This is a genomic window from Acinetobacter lactucae (genome assembly GCF_001605885.1).
Lineage (GTDB): Bacteria > Pseudomonadota > Gammaproteobacteria > Pseudomonadales > Moraxellaceae > Acinetobacter > Acinetobacter lactucae.
On sequence record NZ_LRPE01000009.1, the window covers coordinates 26,552 to 42,330 of the forward strand.

The window sequence follows — 15,779 nt, forward strand, 5'->3', positions numbered from 1 at the left end:
TTAATATCGTCTAATCTTATTTTTTAGGAAGAAATAAGATCGACTATGCTCTTGTATTACAATGATTTCTTCATATTTAGGTATAGCTTTATCCTAATAAGGTAAACCTACATAATTTTCGGCCAATGTCGTAAGCCCAGCATTAGAATCTAAAATATAGTTCAGTTCAGCCTGCTTAATTTTATGATCGAATTCAGTTTCAGTTTCAAAACGATGCAGTAAATGTGTCATCCACCATGAAAAGCGCTCTGCTTTCCAAACACGTTTCAAACATTTTTCAGAATACTCATCGATGCCTTGTGTCGAATTTCTTTGATAGAACTCAATTAAAGCACTCGATAAATAGGCAATATCAGATGCAGCTAGATTTAAACCTTTTGCCCCTGTAGGCGGTACGATATGTGCCGCATCTCCTGCCAGAAATAGTTTTCCAAATCTCATCGGTTCAGTAACAAAACTACGTAAAGGTGCAATGCTTTTTTCAATAGAAGCACCTATCACTAAATTATTGCAACTTTCTTCATCAAGGCGACTTTTTAATTCATTCCAAAACCTTTCATCAGACCATTCTTCTACATGGTCTGTCACAGGAACTTGTAAATAATAACGACTACGAGTTTTTGAACGCATACTGCATAAAGCAAATCCGCGTTCTGACTGAACATAAATCAACTCATCTGAAACAGGTGGTACATCTGCTAGTACTCCTAACCAGCCAAATGGATAAACCTTTTCAAATGTTTTAATTTTATCTTGTGGTACGCTTGCTCGACACACACCATGATAACCATCACACCCTGCAATAAAATCACAAGTCAAACGAAAAGACTGACCATTCTTCTGAAAAGTTACATACGGTTGCTGTTTCTCGAAATCATGAATTTGAACATTTTGAGCCTCATAATAAGTACATAAATCTGCTGCTTCTCTGGCATGCATTAAGTCTTTTGTGACTTCTGTTTGACCATATACTGTAACTTGTTTACCTTGAGTTAAAGCAGATAAATCCACTCGATGTTTCAAGCCATTAGTTAGAATTTCAATTCCTTCATGAGGTATTCCAAATTTTTTTAGATTTTCGTCAACTCCAGCCTGTTGCAACAAATCAACCGAGACTTGCTCTAATATTCCTGCTCGAATACGTGCTGCAACATAATCTGCGCTACGTTGCTCAATAATAATGTGTGAAATACCAGCTTTATATAAAAGTTGTCCAAGCAATAGTCCTGCTGGGCCTGATCCAATAATTGCAACTTGTGTAGTTAAGTTTTCCATCACATTTTCTCCATATCCTGATCCATAAATTATTTTTTTTAGAGCACTTTTGATATAGATAAATTTCAGTAAAAACCGATTAATGATTTCAATGTCCGCATATCGGACAAAATGATTATTAAAAAACCAGATACGGAAGGCTTTTAATTCCATAAATTTTGCTTTGTTATAGAGCACATAATTTTAAAAAAGATAGTTTTAAAAGAATAAAAAAGCCCATATATAGGCTTTTTTATTCTAGTTTTCTTAAAATTAATAAATTAAGGGCAATTTTCAAGGGATGGTTCAACATCCTTCTTCTTTAAAAATTTTGTATTGTTTTTAATATGATCAACAATATATTTCGCATCTTTCCCTACATCCATAAAACGACCAGACCCCCAAGTATTCAACCATGGTAAACCAATAAAGCACACATCAGAGTCAACGGTAATACCACGATCATGCATTGGATAACCATTATTTTGGAAAATGTCTAAGTCTATCCACGAATAATCTGGTCTAAAACCAATACACCAAATAATTGAGGTAATATTTTCAGCAGCTAAATCAATATGGGTAATTTCTTGCTCAGGTATCCAAAGGGGGTGATAAACCGATGCTGGCTCATCAGTTGTTATATTGTTCTTTGCTATATAATCATCTATAGAGGCATTAATGCGGTTATAAGTTGCGTCTGCCATTTTCAAATTTTGGTTTAAATCAGGACGGAAAACCAACTGCCCGTTTTGAAAGTCCTCAAAACGTCCAAGCAATTGCATCCCTTCTAAAGCAAATTTGCGTAAGTCAATGTCACGCCCGCCATCACGCCCAGTCACATAATGATTAGTACTATTGCGTACTTCTTCGCTATAACGATGATCTTTTACCGTAGTTTCGTAGTAACCCATTTCAAATAACCATGTCACTACATCTTTACCACGATAAAAACGCGCACATCGCGGTGCATCTCCTGTTGAAAGATAAACCTTTTTACCAGCCAAATGAATGTCCTCAGCAATTTGTGCACCGGACTGACCCGAACCAACAACCAATACATTGCCTTCAGGAAGTTGATCAACATTAAAATATTGCTCCGAATGTATCACCAACACATTTTCAGGCAAAGTCTCACTGAGTTTTGGATAAATCGGCGTGTGATAACCACCAGCTGCTACTACCAATTGCTTAGCCGTAGTTTTTCCTAAATTAGTTTCAATTTCAAATTGTTGGGGTGCAACTTTGGCAACATGTGTCACCTGTACATTTAACAGTGCTGGAGGATTCAGCTTTTCAATAAAACTATCTAAATATTCAACGATTTCATTTTTCTTCATAAAACCATCGGGATCATTACCATTATAAGGATGATCAGGAAGTAAACACTGCCAATTTGGAGTTACAAGAGTAAAATTATCCCATCGCTTTTGGCGCCACGCATGTGTCAATTCTGATTCTTTTTCCAGAACCACATGATCAATACCCGCTTTTTGGAGGTAGTGACTAATACATAATCCTGCCTGTCCCCCACCAACAATCACAACATCATAATTCGACTGTAATTCCTGTGCTTGAATATTTAACGTTAACATTTTGTTCCCCTTATTCTTTGCTCATTTCAGTAATTTCGATTTGTTCATCTGCTTGTACGGCAAAAATTTGAGCTTGCCGTTTAATGGTGGCTAAACTATCCATTGCTGAGCTACAAGCAAAACCGTAACGTGCTCTGACTCTCTCCGAAGCAGCATTCAAACCATTCTCAGCCTGCTTTAAAAAATGTGCTGCGGGATAACTTTCTCCCGCCACCAGATAGTCATAAATCACGGTGGAGGGTGAGTAATATTGCACATGCTCACCATTGGGCCATTTCACGGTAAAATTGACACTAGGCATACTTGGCCTCCTGATTCATCAGCTCAATCGCACTCGACTGAGCCATTAACTTTTTTAAAATGTCGGCATAATCAAAGCCAGTAAAGCGTTGTTGCTGAAAATCCCAAAAGCAGGCACTGTGTGCTTGATGGTAAATCTGAATTTTTCCAGTGGCATTGCATTCGCCAATCACGGCGCAGCAAATGTCCTGACTTTCAAACAGTTCAATCATGTCTTGGCATTCATCTTCATCGGCAGTCAGTAAAAAGCCGTAGCTGGGGAAAATTTGCAGCCATGTTTGCCAATCCACCCCATCTGGTTTTGGAATACGATCAAGATCAATGTTTGCACCACTTCCAGTGGCTTCGAGTAGCATCAATAAACTGCCCAAAATACCTGCATTGCTAATATCACGTGCAGCTTGGGCCAAACCTTGTTCCGCCAGTTGTGGTAGCACGGCCAATTGCGCCTGCAAAATACGTCCTGAGACACGTTCAAAGCATTTCCAATACACCGTGTTAGGGTGAAATTGCCCATGTAAATTGAGAGCAATCAAAATTTTCTGTTGCGGTTTGACATGCAAAATCGACAATAATTTTTGTGCCGTACCCTGAATTGCCACCGACAATGTCGGTTGATACTGAATGCCAATATTGCTATGCCCACCCACCAACGCCACACCATACGCAGCACAGGCATCTTGCATACCTTGCATTAACAGTTGCGCTTGTTCCGTGTCACGATGCCAAATGCTGTTCACTACCGACAATGCCTGTCCGCCCATTGCAGCAATATCACTGACATTCGCCATAACTGCCGACCAGCCTGCAAAATAAGGATGATTGGCAACAAAACTCGGCAACATTCCCTCACAGGCATGCAACAAATATTGATCTTGTAAGGCAACGGCTGCTGTGTCATCACCGGGATAGGCATACAGCGCTTGCATTGTGTTTACACCCTCGACATTGGGCATAGACACGCTTTCGGCAATTGCCTGTTTAGAGAGCATTGCGGGGGTATGCCGTAAAAATTCAAGCAGTTGATTAAGTGACATCATCCCACCTCTTTCTGCATATAGGCCTGCATAGACACGTGTTGTAGCGGATAGTGTTTAATTTGTGCCTGCATTAAGACATGTGGAATATTAGCCACCTGTAACTCACGCATACTGTCCCAGCACAGTTTTTGGAAATAGCGTTCATTCTGCTGCTGTACGGTGGCTAAAAAAGTCTGACAGCCTAAATTTTTCGCGGTGGTCACGGCGGCATTAATCAAAGCTTTACCAATAGCATGATGGTAGCGATACAAAGGTTCGACACATAAGCGCCCACCCCACCATGTATTTTTGCCATCGGGGAAAATACGTACCGCGCCCACCACACGATCATGTTCTCCAAACATATTTCCAATGGCGACAATGCCTAAAGCATTGAAGTCGTATTCATCACGATCTTCTTTTAAAATCTTTTGTTCATCACGAAAGGTGGCTTCACGGAGTCGGTAATATTGACGACGTTCCCAATCTTCCGAGACCACTTTGATGATGATGTCATCGCTCACAAACTGTTTCAGTTCTTCATTCAGTTCAAGCAACCATGGATAACGTGAAAGTTCCATCATGACCTCCTACTCGTAGGCTTTCAGTGAGGAACATGCCCCACACTTGGCACAACCGGCTTGGGTATCTTCCGAGTTCAAGCCCTGTTGGCGTAGTTGCTGTCCAATTTTTGGATAAAGCGATTGCATAAAGGCTTGATCAGGTTTGGCATGATGCTCCAGCGCTGTTCCCGCAATTGGCACGAAAGGCACCACAAAGGGATACACACCCATTTCAGTCAGTTTGCCAGTCATCTCGATGATTTCTTGTTCAGTGTCGCCCAAGCCTGCCAAAATGTAGGTGCTGACCTGACCACGCCCAAACACTGCAACTGCTGCTTTAAAAGCTGAAAAATAGGTATCTAAGGACACTTCGGCTTTGCCCGGCATAATTTGATGACGTACCCGATCACTCACCGCTTCAAGGTGCATACCAATAGATACTGCCCCCACATCTTTAAGTTTATGAAACCATGCAAAATCATCAGGTGGTTCACATTGCACCTGTATCGGCAAATCCACTTCAGTACGAATGGCTTTCACACTGTCATATAGAATTTCTGCACCACGATCAGGGGTATTGGGTGTACCTGTGGTAATCACCATTTGTTTCACACCATCAAGTTCTACCGCAGCTTTAGCTACTTCTGCCAACTGCTCAGGGCGTTTTCGAATCAGTGTTCGCCCGCCTTTGAGCGATTGATCAATCGAGCAAAACTGACATGCGGTGCTTTTATCGTTCATACGGATGCAATGCTGTAAAACCGTGGTGGCTAACACATCATGGCTGTGCAAGGTAGCAATTTGCTCGTATGAAATACCCTCAGCCGTCTGTAAATCGTAAAACCGTGGGCGAGATGGCGCAGTTAAAGTCGCCACAGGAATACGGTTCTTAAAAATAATGACCTTATCCGAATCAGGTTCTACTTGGGCACTATAAGGCGACTCTTGCGCAGCCAAATTTAGTATAGGAATCATCATGGTCTGCCCATCGAGACTCAAAGCCTTATGATCGCTTGGCCCTGCACCGCCCTTACGAGATAGACCAAACTCACCTTCCCATTTCAGACCGTTACATTGCAAATCGGTCAACAGTTGTATTGCAGACATACTCGCCCCCTATCTTCGCTATTGGCTTGCTACGGTTTAAACCTGTTCTTCGTTAAATCTGGAAAGTTTTTCTAGATGTGCCTGATCTGAGGTTTCAACTTTCAGTTCGTGCAACACCTGTGTTGGACGACGGTCAATCAACACACTTAACAACTCTGGCCGGCTGTAATGCCCAACTGAATCCATCATGCGTTTACGTTTATCAATCAAGCTAAAATCAAGATCAGCAATGCAATAGCCTTCGCCTTGTGTAATTGGCGGTGCTAAAAATTTACCTTCGGGTGAAACAATGGCAGTAAAGCAACCACCAGAGATTGGAGCTAACTCACAACCTGTATCTTGCATAATTTGCTGCTGTTGCTCAGGGTGTAACCACGCAGTGGCATTGACCACAAAACAACCCGACTCTAAGGCATGATGTTGAATAGTGGCACTAATCTGATCGGCAAACACCTGACCGACCAATGAACCGGGGAACATGGCAGCATGAATTTGCTCACCATCTGCCATCAAGGCAAAACGCGCCAATGGGTTATAATGCTCCCAACACGCCAATGAACCAATGCGTCCAACAGCTGAATCAATAGCACGTAAACCACTACCATCGCCTTGTCCCCATACCATGCGTTCATGATAAGTCGGCGTGATTTTGCGACGGTGCTGAATAATCGAACCATCCGCATCAAACAACAACTGTGCGTTATAAATTGTGCCGCCTACACGTTCGTTAATCCCAATTGACACCACCATATTGGCGTCTCGACAAGCCTGTCCAATGGCAAAAGTCGCTTCTGATGGCACGACGACCGATTCATTGAGCAATTTAAGATGTTCTTTGCCCATTGCAAATGGCGGTTGCACAAAAGAAAAATAAGGGTAATAAGGCACTACTGTTTCAGGAAAAACTGCAAACTGCACACCTTGTTTGCCTAACTCAAAAATAATGTCACAGACTTTTTGCACCGTGGCTTTTTGGCTATATAACACCGGACTACATTGCACTGCGGCAGCTTTAACGATTCGACTCATGACTTATTCCCCTTTCTTCTCAAGCTTTTAAACAGTCCAAGTGTCAATGATCAACGCATTATCACGGCGCATTAACAATTTCAAATCCATCACATCCAAAGGATTGATTGGGCGAATACCAGCAATCAATGCTTTTTCAGTTTGGCCATATAAAGCTTGCAATGCGAAACGGCAGGCATACACTTCACCACCTTCTTCCATAAAAGCTTTTAACTGATTATTCACAGCCAAATGCCCCGGAAAAGCTTCCGCACCGAGAGTTGGGAAACCACGTTGCACCCCCAATTGCACACCTGGTCCATAAAGCAAAATTTTGGTTTCAAAACCTTTGCGTAATAAGCGTTTAGCTTGCAGCACATTGACCAAACCAATTGATCCTTCAAAAGCCATGGTGTGAAAAGTCACTAAAGCTTTTTCGCCCGGCTGCGCTTTTACATCCTCAAAGACCTTTTCTTCATAATCGACAAGAAAATCACCATCTTTGTATTGTTCAATATCAACTTTTGGCATAGCAGCTCCTCGTATAATGCTATTTGCAATCAACCAGTGTTTGGTTTGATAGAGTTATTGCGAGAGCTGTGCCAAGTTTAGTTTTTATTTGAAATTTATTTTTAAAGTATTGAAATATAAAAATTAATTTTTATAAAAAGTTTTTATTGCTTAAAAATAAAACACTAGATAATTATGATTTTTCGTAGTAATATGAAATTTCATAGTAAAAAATATGAAATTTCATAGCATGAACAATAGCGATTTTATTTCAGACTGGGTGACTTCTGAGAATTCGATACGACCATTGGCCTTCGAACATACCTCACAGGCTTTACTGATACTGGACCCACATCAAAACCAGTTTGTCGATGTCAATATCAGTGCAACACGTTTGCTGCGCTATGAACGTCATGAATTGATCCAAAAAACTGTTACATCAATCTTCGGACATTTCAGTCAACTTCCTCACTTAATGGCATTTACAGAAGAAACATTAGATAAAGGATTTGCATGGAATAATGAAATGTATGCCTTCGATAAAAATGGTGAAAAAATTCAGCTGGATATCAGTTCTGTTTCCATTCCCTATAAAAATAAAACTTTATTGATCTGGTCATTGGTTGATGTCAAAGATCTTGAACTACGCCAACTGAATAAAAATGCTGACAAAATGATTCGTGCTGGAATTAAGGAATGGCAAGCACTGCAAGAACTTTTTATCGACTCCGATACTGGTAAACATTTATTACTTAGCTCCGTAGGAGATGGTATTTACAGTATCAATCAACAAGGCTTATGTACTTTCATAAATCCTGTTGGTGCAAAAATGCTAGGGCTACAACCTGAGAATGTACTTGGTAAAAATATTCACAAAATTCACCATCATACTCATGAAAATGGTGAACACTATCCTGTTGAAGACTGCCCAATTTATGCAGCGGTTCACGATGGAGTGGTACATGAAGGAATACAGGAAATTTTTTGGCGGCGTGATGGTAGTTATTTTCCAGTAGAATTTACCAGCACTCCTATTATTCGTGACAGTGAAATTATTGGTGCAGTGGTGGTATTTAGGGATATCAGTGACCGCCTCAATACTGAAAAACAACTCACCCATGCACTAGGTGAATTACAAGAGTTAAAAAGTCGCCTTGAGCAGCAAAATGAATATCTGCAAGAAGAAATTTTACAAGAAAATCAATATCATGAAATTGTCGGAAATAGCGCATCTATCTTACAAATTATTGAAAAAATCAAAGTAGTTGCCCCTACCGATGCCAATGTAATGATTTATGGTGAATCTGGTACAGGTAAAGAGTTAATCGCACGCGCTATTCACCAATCTAGTCACCGTAAACAATACCCATTGATACGAGTTAATTGTGCTGCGATTCCATCAGAACTCTTTGAAAGTGAATTTTTCGGGCATGTCAAAGGAGCATTTACTGGAGCGATACGTGATCGGGCTGGACGTTTTGAACTAGCAGACCAAGGTACTTTGTTTTTAGATGAAATTGGTGAAATTCCACTGGAGCTGCAAAGTAAATTACTGAGGGTGTTGCAAGAAGGCACCTTTGAACGTGTTGGTGAAGAAAAAACCCGTCATGTCGATGTTCGGATTATTGCCGCAACTAACCGTAATTTAAAAGAAGAAGTAAAGCTCAAACATTTCCGTGAAGACTTGTATTTCCGCCTGAATGTTTTCCCAATTTACTCTCCAGCATTACGAGATCGTAAAGAAGATATCCCGTTATTGGTCAGCCATTTTACCAAGCTGATTAGTGAACAGCGAAAAGTGCAATACTTACCATTTTCACAAAAACATATTTTGGAATTACAGCAATATGACTGGCCGGGTAATATCCGTGAGCTACAAAATGTGATTGAGCGAGCCATGATTACTGCTAAACAAGGCATGGTATCGTTCCAATATTTACTTGAAGAACACCCCCAAAGCAAAGCCATTACAGCACAAGAAAAGCAGGCTCAACTTGCAAATCAAGTGTTAACCGTACAACAACTGAAAGATTTAGAAGTGCAAAATCTCACAACTGCCGTACAGCAATGTGAAGGAAAAATTTTTGGGGAAGATGGTGCAGCTAAGCTATTGGGAATAAATCCGACGACATTGATCTCAAAATTGAAAAAATTTGAAATTAATTATTAATTCAAGTGTTTCATATCCCAAGGAGCAATATCACCACCAAATCTTTCGGCCAAAAAATCAATCAGTAAACGTAGCGCTAAAGGCTGATGACGACGTGATAAATAAATCGCTTGGATATTTAAAGGCTCTAATTGATATTGAGGTAAAAGGACTTCCAACTCGCCATTGGCAAGTTCTTTACCAATATAATAAGTTGGCAGCATGGCAATCCCCGCACCTGCTAAAGCACCTGCAAGCACGATAGATGTTTCATTGGCTATCAACTTAGACGATACAGCGACTGTCGTTAGCTGTTCGCCTAACCACAAATCAAAAGAAGAATATCTTGTACTGTGAATAATCGCATGATGTGTTGTCAAGTCTTGTAGCGTCTGGGGTTTTCCCATACGCTTAAGATAAGCTGGTGAAGCACATATCACTGAATGACAGACTGCCAAATGCCGTGCAATTAAACCTTCTTCTATTCGATTACTGAGTCGAATTGCTAAATCAATACGATCTTCAACTAAATCGACTGTACCATCAAGCATCATCATCTCAATTTCAACTTTAGGATAATGCGCTTGGAAATCGACTATTGCAGTCATGAGCTGAGCCTGTGTAAAGGATGGTGTAGAAGTAACACGTAACTTCCCTTGAACTTCGCCACCCTGTGCCGCCTGAAGTACAATATCCTCAGTCAAGACCAACATTTCTCTGAAATTTTTTAAGAATTTTTCACCAGCTTCACTCAACGAAAGTTTTCTTGTGGTTCGGTGCAGTAATCGAACTCCTAACCATTCTTCTAAATGTTCTAAATAGCGTGTTGCCATCGCACGTGACATATCTAAAGCATTTGCCGCTGCACTAATGGTACCTCGATCAACAGTTTCTACAAAAACGCGTATCGACGTCAAACGATCCATGATTTGCTCGATTTAGTAAACAATGATTTAACTTTTAAAGAGTATATCTTTGTTTTAGTCATCAATACAATTCTTGAACGTTCAATGAATATCTCTAACAAATAGAGTCAATCATTCATCAAAACCCATTTCCAAAGGATGTAACGATGAACCCATTTAATCTCCCATCTCAATCTATTGTCTACGTCATGGATGCCTATTGCGGATGGTGTTGGGGTTTCTCTAAACAACTGCAAGCATTTGAGACAGCCAATCGACACCGTATTGCATTCACTGCTATTTCGGGCGGACTTTTTGTTGGGGATCATGCTCAACCTATCTCGAACTATCCTCATATTCCTGAGGCAAACAAGCGAATTACCAGTTTAACTGGCGCAGTTTTTGGTGAAGAATATGATACTTTGTTAAATGATGGCTCAATGATTTTAAATTCATTAGATGCAGGTATTGCATTCGCTGTACTTCGAGATCATGCCCCAGACAAAGCCATACATTGGGCACATGAGCTACAACATGCTTTTTATATTCGTGGTTTGAGTCTATCTGACCACACCACCATCACGGATATTGCAACTGCTGGTGGACTGGATAAAAATGCCGTATTACGGGATTTAAAAAATGGATCTGGACAAAAGCAAGCTTTGGCTGATTTTGCAATGAGTCGAGCGCTAGGCGTATCCTCTTTTCCAACTTTGTTGTTTGTTGATGGCGATAAGGTACATCAATTGCCTGCAACAGGTTCGACTTTACAAACACTCAATAACAAACTCGATAATTTATTGGCATAAATTACCGGACTTAGACACGCATCGCACTCGTAGCAATTCCCTAATTCATCTTAGTGTTAAAAGGTAAAACTCATGCAACAAAATAAAGACCAAGCTCAACATTTGTCAGAACAAAAAAGTAAACCCAATTTTCTTTTCGTTCATGGGGCTTGGCAAGGCGCTTGGGTGTGGGATGAGGTGATCCAACAATTAACAACTCAAGGCATTTTTGCACGTGCTTTTGATCTACCCGGTAGTGGAACTGATCAAACACCAATATCCAATGTAACACTAGATACTTATGTACAAGCGATTATCTCACAAGCGAAATCAATGCCCTTAGGCCCATTAATTCTTGTCGGACATAGTATGGGTGGCGCCGCTATTACGGCTGCTGCATCCGCAGCACCGAATCTGTTTCATCAGCTCGTTTATGTATGTGCCTTTTTACCTCGTTCTAGTGAATCTGTAGCTGCTCTGGCAAAAGAAGGCCATGCTCTTTCAGGGAGTGGGCCTAAAGTGGAATTGGTTGATGCAGGACTTGCTTCTCGCCTATTACCCGACAGTATTGCCAGTACATTTTTTAATGACTGTTCACCACAAATTATCCAAAATTTTTTACCAAAATTTCGGCCTCAACCCATTACGCCAGTCGTAACCCCTGTTACATTGAGTGAAGGTTTCATAATATTACCCAAAACCTATATTCATTGTACCCGTGACAATGCGGTTTCATCAGAATTACAACTTCTGATGGCAAGTCGTGCCAATATAGATGATATCCAAACATTAGATAGTGGTCATGAACCTTTCATTTCCCAACCAGAGAACTTAGTTAGAATATTATTGCAAGCTTCTAATTTTTCTTAAAAATTTAACTACAGTGAGTTTATTTGAGCCAATAAGTAATATTCAACCCATTTATTTGAGCAGTAAATGGGTTTTCAAGCACTCAAGATGATAAAAATAAATTAGATGATTTAAATCGACTCTTCAATTAAAATTATATTTTCCATATAAGACAATAAGTTATAATTACTTTTAGAAATAAATTAGTCAGTCTTTCAATACATTAATAATTCTATTCATTCCCTGATTTAAGCTAAAAAGTCCGGTTCATTAAGCTCTTATTATTCGCAATAACGAATAATTTGCCCTCGTTATAACTAAGGTTAAAACAAGCAGGAAGTAGAGTTCACTCCATGCACTGAATTTATCTAATGATAGAGAAAATATCTCAATTACATGGAATTCAGTATGAATACAAATTTTCATTCCTCCCGCGTTGCCGCAGTTCAGGCTTCGCCTATCTATATGGATCTGAATGCCAGCATTGATAAAGCGATAGATCTAATTACTGAAGCTGCGAAGAACGGCGCACGTCTGGTTGCTTTCCCTGAAAATTTTCTTCCAGGCTATCCTTGGTTTGTCTGGCTTGGTACTCCAGCATGGGCAATGCAATTTATGAATGACTACCATAAACAGGCACTTATCGTTGGAAGTGAACAATATCAGAGGCTTGAGAAGGCAGCTTCTGATAACCAGATTCAAGTTGTTATGGGGTTTACGGAGAAAGATAACGGAAGCTTGTATATGTCACAGGCGATTATTGATGAAAGTGGTAAAACTCTTGCGACTCGCCGCAAGCTTAAACCTACACTGGCTGAACGTCTGGTTTTCGGTGAAGGTGACGGTAGTGATATTGCTGTACACGACACGTCAATTGGTAAATTAGGTGCTCTATGTTGTTGGGAGCATATTCAACCCTTGACAAAATTTGCCATGTACAGCCAACACGAGCAAATTCATGTGGCGGCATGGCCAGGCTTCTCTCTTTATACTGAAGTCACGCCAGCAATCGGTGGAGAAGTTAATACAGCTGTTTCACGTACCTATGCTGTCGAGGGTCAGTGCTATGTAATTGCTCCATGTGCAACTGTTTCACAGGACACAATCGATCTTCTATGCTCAAGCGATGAACAACGAGAACTGCTTAAAATCGGTGGTGGTTTTACTCGCATCTATGGTCCTGATGGCGCATCCCTTGTTCATCCACTCAAAGAAGACGAAGAAGGCATTCTTTATGCTGATATACATCTCGATGCTATAACAATCGCCAAAGTAGCAGGTGATCCAGTTGGCCACTATTCTCGAAATGATGTTACGCGCTTAATTTTTAATAATCAGTCTTTACGACCTGTACAACGGAATGAAGTACCCCTATTCGATAATGGAATCATAATCTCTTCAGAAGATGAAGAAGCCTAATTAGAAATATAATTAAGAGGATAAAATAATGAGTAAATTTTCGCCTGAAGATATCCGTTACGAAAAACGGATGGTAATAATGCTAGCCCTACTTTTCGGAGTTGTGGGGCTGGATCGATTAGTAGTAGTTTATCTGTTCCCTATATTGATACCTGCGTTGAATCTTAATAACTTACAAGCTGGTGCTATCGCATCTGTACTCGCCCTGACTTGGGCGATCTCGTCATGGGGATTGGGTAATCTGTCAGATACCGTTGGCAGAAAAAAGGTATTGATTTTTTCATCAGCATTTTTTTCACTGATGACTTGCTTTACTGGTGTCGTCAAAAGCTTTGGTGAGATGTTGATAGTGCGAGGACTTCTTGGTGTTGGAGAAGGTGGCGTATTCAGTAGTAGTGTGGCTGCAATATCCGATTTCTCTCGGCCTGAGAAGAAAGGACTGAATCTTGGTATACATCAATCATTCTTCCCTTTGCTAGGTATTGGATTCGGGCCAATTATTGCGACTCAAATGAGTGGACACATGTCTTGGCACTGGGTTTTCTTCATTTTAGGTATTCCTGGTTTCATTATCACTTACTGGTTAATGAAGTCTATGAAAGCGTCCCCTATTACACATCACGCTTCACAAAACCTCCCGAAAAAAAACATTTGGCAGGTTTTCAGTTATCGTAATATTTGGCTGACAACTCTAATTGGCTCATTATTTCAGACTGGACTCTTTGTTTTTTCAACTTTTATTACCTTGTATCTCACTCAGGTAAAATCTTTGCCGTTATCTACAGCTGGTTTGATTGTTTCTGGATGGGGATTTGGTGGTTTTATAGGTATGATTGCTGGTCCTGCAATTTCAGATTATATCGGACGACGTACTGTCCTTGTTACCTGTTCCGCCGTTTATGGCATGCTCATGCTTGCATTCGTATTTTATACACAAACATCTATTGCCATGTTTTCCATCCTTTTTGTTGCCGGTATTTTTGGCTTTAGTCTAGCCCCACTTTTTCTCGCAATTATTCCTGGAGAATCAGTCCCACCAAACATGATTGGTGCTGCAGTAGGTGTACCAACAGCTATTAGTGAACTCATTGGTGGTGTGCTCATGCCAATTGTTGCTGGTGGTATAGCTGACCAAATAGGTCTGAAAGGTCCAATGTTGATCGTCGGCGGTGTGTCATTAGCATGTGCTTTCATCGGCATTTTACTGAAAGAAACTGCCCCTCGCCGACTACAACAAATTCAGTTGAATGGATAAAAGCTGTATATTTTAAAGAAATTCAATGAATACAAATATCTCACATGGTCTACGGCTTAGCATTGCAGCTTGGTTATCATTTTCAATCGCAATTTTACTTGGGGTGGATAATGCTTATTGGGCAGCGATGCCTGTATGGGTCATCTCTCAACAAGTAAGAGGAATGATGTTCCAGCGAGGTGCCTATCGTATAATAGGTACCCTTGCAGGTGCATTACTAGGGCTTACTATTCTCAAAGCCACTAATAACGCATGGATAATAATTTCTCTAATTTCATTCACTATTTTTATCACCATATTTAGCATGCGAGTCAGCCATGGTACGAAAGGCTATGCTCCGCAAATGATGGCTGTGACAATTATTATAATCTTAGTACCTGCGCTAATGCTTAAACAGCATGCTTGGGAACTCGCCTTATCTCGTATCCAATGTACCTTCATTGGCGTTATCTTAGTCACGGTTATTACAACACGCTATACGCAAGCGAATAACGATGAGATTTGGTACAGTGGATTATTAAAGTGGAGTCCCCACACTATCCATCATCCCCACATTCAGAAACATCAGGACAATGTAAAGGCTTTACGGTTTGCTTTATTAGCAAGTACTGGTGTTTTACTTTGCGCTATCACTTTTCATCAGAGCGGCTGGTCTGCGGGTGAACTTGTAACGCTAGGGACCTGTATATTTACAATGGCATTAGCAAGTCTTAAAGACCCATACGATATGGCATTAAAAATGTTTATTGGGGTTATCTTCGGCGTGTGTCTAGCATTTTTTTATCGTTTTGCTATCCAGCCATATTTTCTCAGCACATCAATGATCATTTTGACAATTTTACCTTTTTTCTTAATTGGTGGATTACTAAGATGTTGGCCAAAGACTGCTGCCCCAGCTTTAGATGGAAATATGTGTTTTCTATTAGCAAGCCAAGCAGGTATGTCCGCTGTGTCGATTAAAACAGCTTTTAATGAATGTCTGGCATTAATAGTTGCAGCAGCGCTAGTATCATTTGCATATCGTTTAGTACTTAGGCAAAGACACTGAAGTTAGTTTAGTT

Annotated in this window: 15 protein-coding genes; 6 read left to right on the forward strand and 9 right to left on the reverse strand. The window is 40.4% G+C overall.

The features are described 5' to 3' along the window. Positions 1-93: 93 nt before the first annotated feature. From pobA to AWW73_RS03905, 8 genes are all read right to left on the reverse strand, one after another. Complete coding sequence (gene pobA / locus AWW73_RS03870) at positions 94-1,275, reverse strand: 4-hydroxybenzoate 3-monooxygenase (RefSeq protein ID WP_025470050.1); 1,182 nt, start codon at positions 1,273-1,275, stop codon at positions 94-96. A 260-nt stretch (positions 1,276-1,535) separates the two neighbouring features. Next, entirely contained in the window at positions 1,536-2,846 is a 1,311-nt protein-coding gene (locus AWW73_RS03875; protein ID WP_005131649.1) for an MSMEG_0569 family flavin-dependent oxidoreductase, read from the reverse strand. 10 nt (positions 2,847-2,856) lie between these two features. Continuing rightward, positions 2,857-3,147 (reverse strand): MSMEG_0570 family nitrogen starvation response protein, encoded by a 291-nt coding sequence (locus AWW73_RS03880; RefSeq protein WP_005131648.1) that lies wholly within the window; start codon positions 3,145-3,147, stop codon positions 2,857-2,859. Continuing rightward, on the reverse strand, positions 3,140-4,186 hold the full coding sequence (locus AWW73_RS03885; RefSeq protein WP_062848792.1) for a sll0787 family AIR synthase-like protein: 1,047 nt from the start codon (positions 4,184-4,186) through the stop codon (positions 3,140-3,142). Before AWW73_RS03885 ends, AWW73_RS03880 begins: the two co-directional genes overlap by 8 nt. Next, positions 4,183-4,746: an MSMEG_0567/Sll0786 family nitrogen starvation N-acetyltransferase gene (locus tag AWW73_RS03890; protein WP_062848793.1), complete on the reverse strand. Its 564-nt coding sequence runs from the start codon at positions 4,744-4,746 to the stop codon at positions 4,183-4,185. The genes AWW73_RS03885 and AWW73_RS03890 overlap by 4 nt, the downstream gene beginning before the upstream one ends. 9 nt (positions 4,747-4,755) lie before the next feature. Then, a complete protein-coding gene (locus tag AWW73_RS03895) occupies positions 4,756-5,835 on the reverse strand; it encodes an MSMEG_0568 family radical SAM protein (protein WP_062848794.1) in 1,080 nt (359 codons plus the stop codon). Positions 5,836-5,871: 36 nt separating this feature from the next. Then, positions 5,872-6,864 (reverse strand): Nit6803 family nitrilase, encoded by a 993-nt coding sequence (locus AWW73_RS03900; RefSeq protein ID WP_062848795.1) that lies wholly within the window; start codon positions 6,862-6,864, stop codon positions 5,872-5,874. 27 nt (positions 6,865-6,891) lie between these two features. Beyond that, positions 6,892-7,374, reverse strand: a complete 483-nt coding sequence (locus tag AWW73_RS03905) for an MSMEG_0572/Sll0783 family nitrogen starvation response protein (RefSeq protein WP_004942753.1) — start codon at positions 7,372-7,374, stop codon at positions 6,892-6,894. Between the two features lie 214 nt (positions 7,375-7,588). On the opposite strand from AWW73_RS03905, the gene AWW73_RS03910 reads away from it, so the two are divergent. Continuing rightward, positions 7,589-9,523, forward strand: coding sequence for a sigma 54-interacting transcriptional regulator (locus AWW73_RS03910; RefSeq protein WP_039252190.1), 1,935 nt, complete (start codon positions 7,589-7,591; stop codon positions 9,521-9,523). On the opposite strand, the gene AWW73_RS03915 is transcribed toward AWW73_RS03910, so the two are convergent. Further along, on the reverse strand, positions 9,520-10,428 hold the full coding sequence (locus AWW73_RS03915) for a LysR family transcriptional regulator (protein ID WP_062848796.1): 909 nt from the start codon (positions 10,426-10,428) through the stop codon (positions 9,520-9,522). The genes AWW73_RS03910 and AWW73_RS03915 overlap by 4 nt on opposite strands. 146 nt (positions 10,429-10,574) lie before the next feature. Here AWW73_RS03915 and AWW73_RS03920 point away from each other — a divergent pair, with 146 nt between their 5' ends. The 5 genes from AWW73_RS03920 (at position 10,575) to AWW73_RS03940 (ending at position 15,766) form a co-directional block, all read left to right on the forward strand. After that, positions 10,575-11,216, forward strand: coding sequence for a DsbA family protein (locus AWW73_RS03920; protein WP_062848797.1), 642 nt, complete (start codon positions 10,575-10,577; stop codon positions 11,214-11,216). A gap of 72 nt (positions 11,217-11,288) precedes the next feature. After that, a complete protein-coding gene (locus AWW73_RS03925; protein ID WP_062848798.1) occupies positions 11,289-12,065 on the forward strand; it encodes an alpha/beta fold hydrolase in 777 nt (258 codons plus the stop codon). Positions 12,066-12,452: 387 nt separating this feature from the next. Then, positions 12,453-13,463: a carbon-nitrogen hydrolase family protein gene (locus AWW73_RS03930; RefSeq protein WP_062848799.1), complete on the forward strand. Its 1,011-nt coding sequence runs from the start codon at positions 12,453-12,455 to the stop codon at positions 13,461-13,463. Positions 13,464-13,542: 79 nt separating this feature from the next. Next, a complete protein-coding gene (locus tag AWW73_RS03935) occupies positions 13,543-14,718 on the forward strand; it encodes an MFS transporter (protein ID WP_228142588.1) in 1,176 nt (391 codons plus the stop codon). A 25-nt stretch (positions 14,719-14,743) separates the two neighbouring features. Next, positions 14,744-15,766 (forward strand): FUSC family protein, encoded by a 1,023-nt coding sequence (locus AWW73_RS03940; protein WP_062848800.1) that lies wholly within the window; start codon positions 14,744-14,746, stop codon positions 15,764-15,766. Positions 15,767-15,779 lie beyond the last annotated feature (13 nt).

What these genes read in the sequence shown, in the direction of transcription:
- AWW73_RS03925 (WP_062848798.1), top strand. Translation starts at nt 11,289, where the DNA reads ATGCAACAAAATAAAGACCAAGCTCAACATTTGTCAGAACAAAAAAGT.
- AWW73_RS03920 (WP_062848797.1), top strand. Translation starts at nt 10,575, where the DNA reads ATGAACCCATTTAATCTCCCATCTCAATCTATTGTCTACGTCATGGAT.
- AWW73_RS03935 (WP_228142588.1), top strand. Translation starts at nt 13,543, where the DNA reads ATGCTAGCCCTACTTTTCGGAGTTGTGGGGCTGGATCGATTAGTAGTA.
- AWW73_RS03905 (WP_004942753.1), bottom strand. Translation starts at nt 7,374, where the DNA reads ATGCCAAAAGTTGATATTGAACAATACAAAGATGGTGATTTTCTTGTC.
- AWW73_RS03885 (WP_062848792.1), bottom strand. Translation starts at nt 4,186, where the DNA reads ATGATGTCACTTAATCAACTGCTTGAATTTTTACGGCATACCCCCGCA.
- AWW73_RS03895 (WP_062848794.1), bottom strand. Translation starts at nt 5,835, where the DNA reads ATGTCTGCAATACAACTGTTGACCGATTTGCAATGTAACGGTCTGAAA.
- AWW73_RS03900 (WP_062848795.1), bottom strand. Translation starts at nt 6,864, where the DNA reads ATGAGTCGAATCGTTAAAGCTGCCGCAGTGCAATGTAGTCCGGTGTTA.
- AWW73_RS03940 (WP_062848800.1), top strand. Translation starts at nt 14,744, where the DNA reads ATGAATACAAATATCTCACATGGTCTACGGCTTAGCATTGCAGCTTGG.
- AWW73_RS03890 (WP_062848793.1), bottom strand. Translation starts at nt 4,746, where the DNA reads ATGGAACTTTCACGTTATCCATGGTTGCTTGAACTGAATGAAGAACTG.
- AWW73_RS03880 (WP_005131648.1), bottom strand. Translation starts at nt 3,147, where the DNA reads ATGCCTAGTGTCAATTTTACCGTGAAATGGCCCAATGGTGAGCATGTG.
- AWW73_RS03910 (WP_039252190.1), top strand. Translation starts at nt 7,589, where the DNA reads ATGAAATTTCATAGCATGAACAATAGCGATTTTATTTCAGACTGGGTG.
- AWW73_RS03875 (WP_005131649.1), bottom strand. Translation starts at nt 2,846, where the DNA reads ATGTTAACGTTAAATATTCAAGCACAGGAATTACAGTCGAATTATGAT.
- pobA (WP_025470050.1), bottom strand. Translation starts at nt 1,275, where the DNA reads ATGGAAAACTTAACTACACAAGTTGCAATTATTGGATCAGGCCCAGCA.
- AWW73_RS03915 (WP_062848796.1), bottom strand. Translation starts at nt 10,428, where the DNA reads ATGGATCGTTTGACGTCGATACGCGTTTTTGTAGAAACTGTTGATCGA.
- AWW73_RS03930 (WP_062848799.1), top strand. Translation starts at nt 12,453, where the DNA reads ATGAATACAAATTTTCATTCCTCCCGCGTTGCCGCAGTTCAGGCTTCG.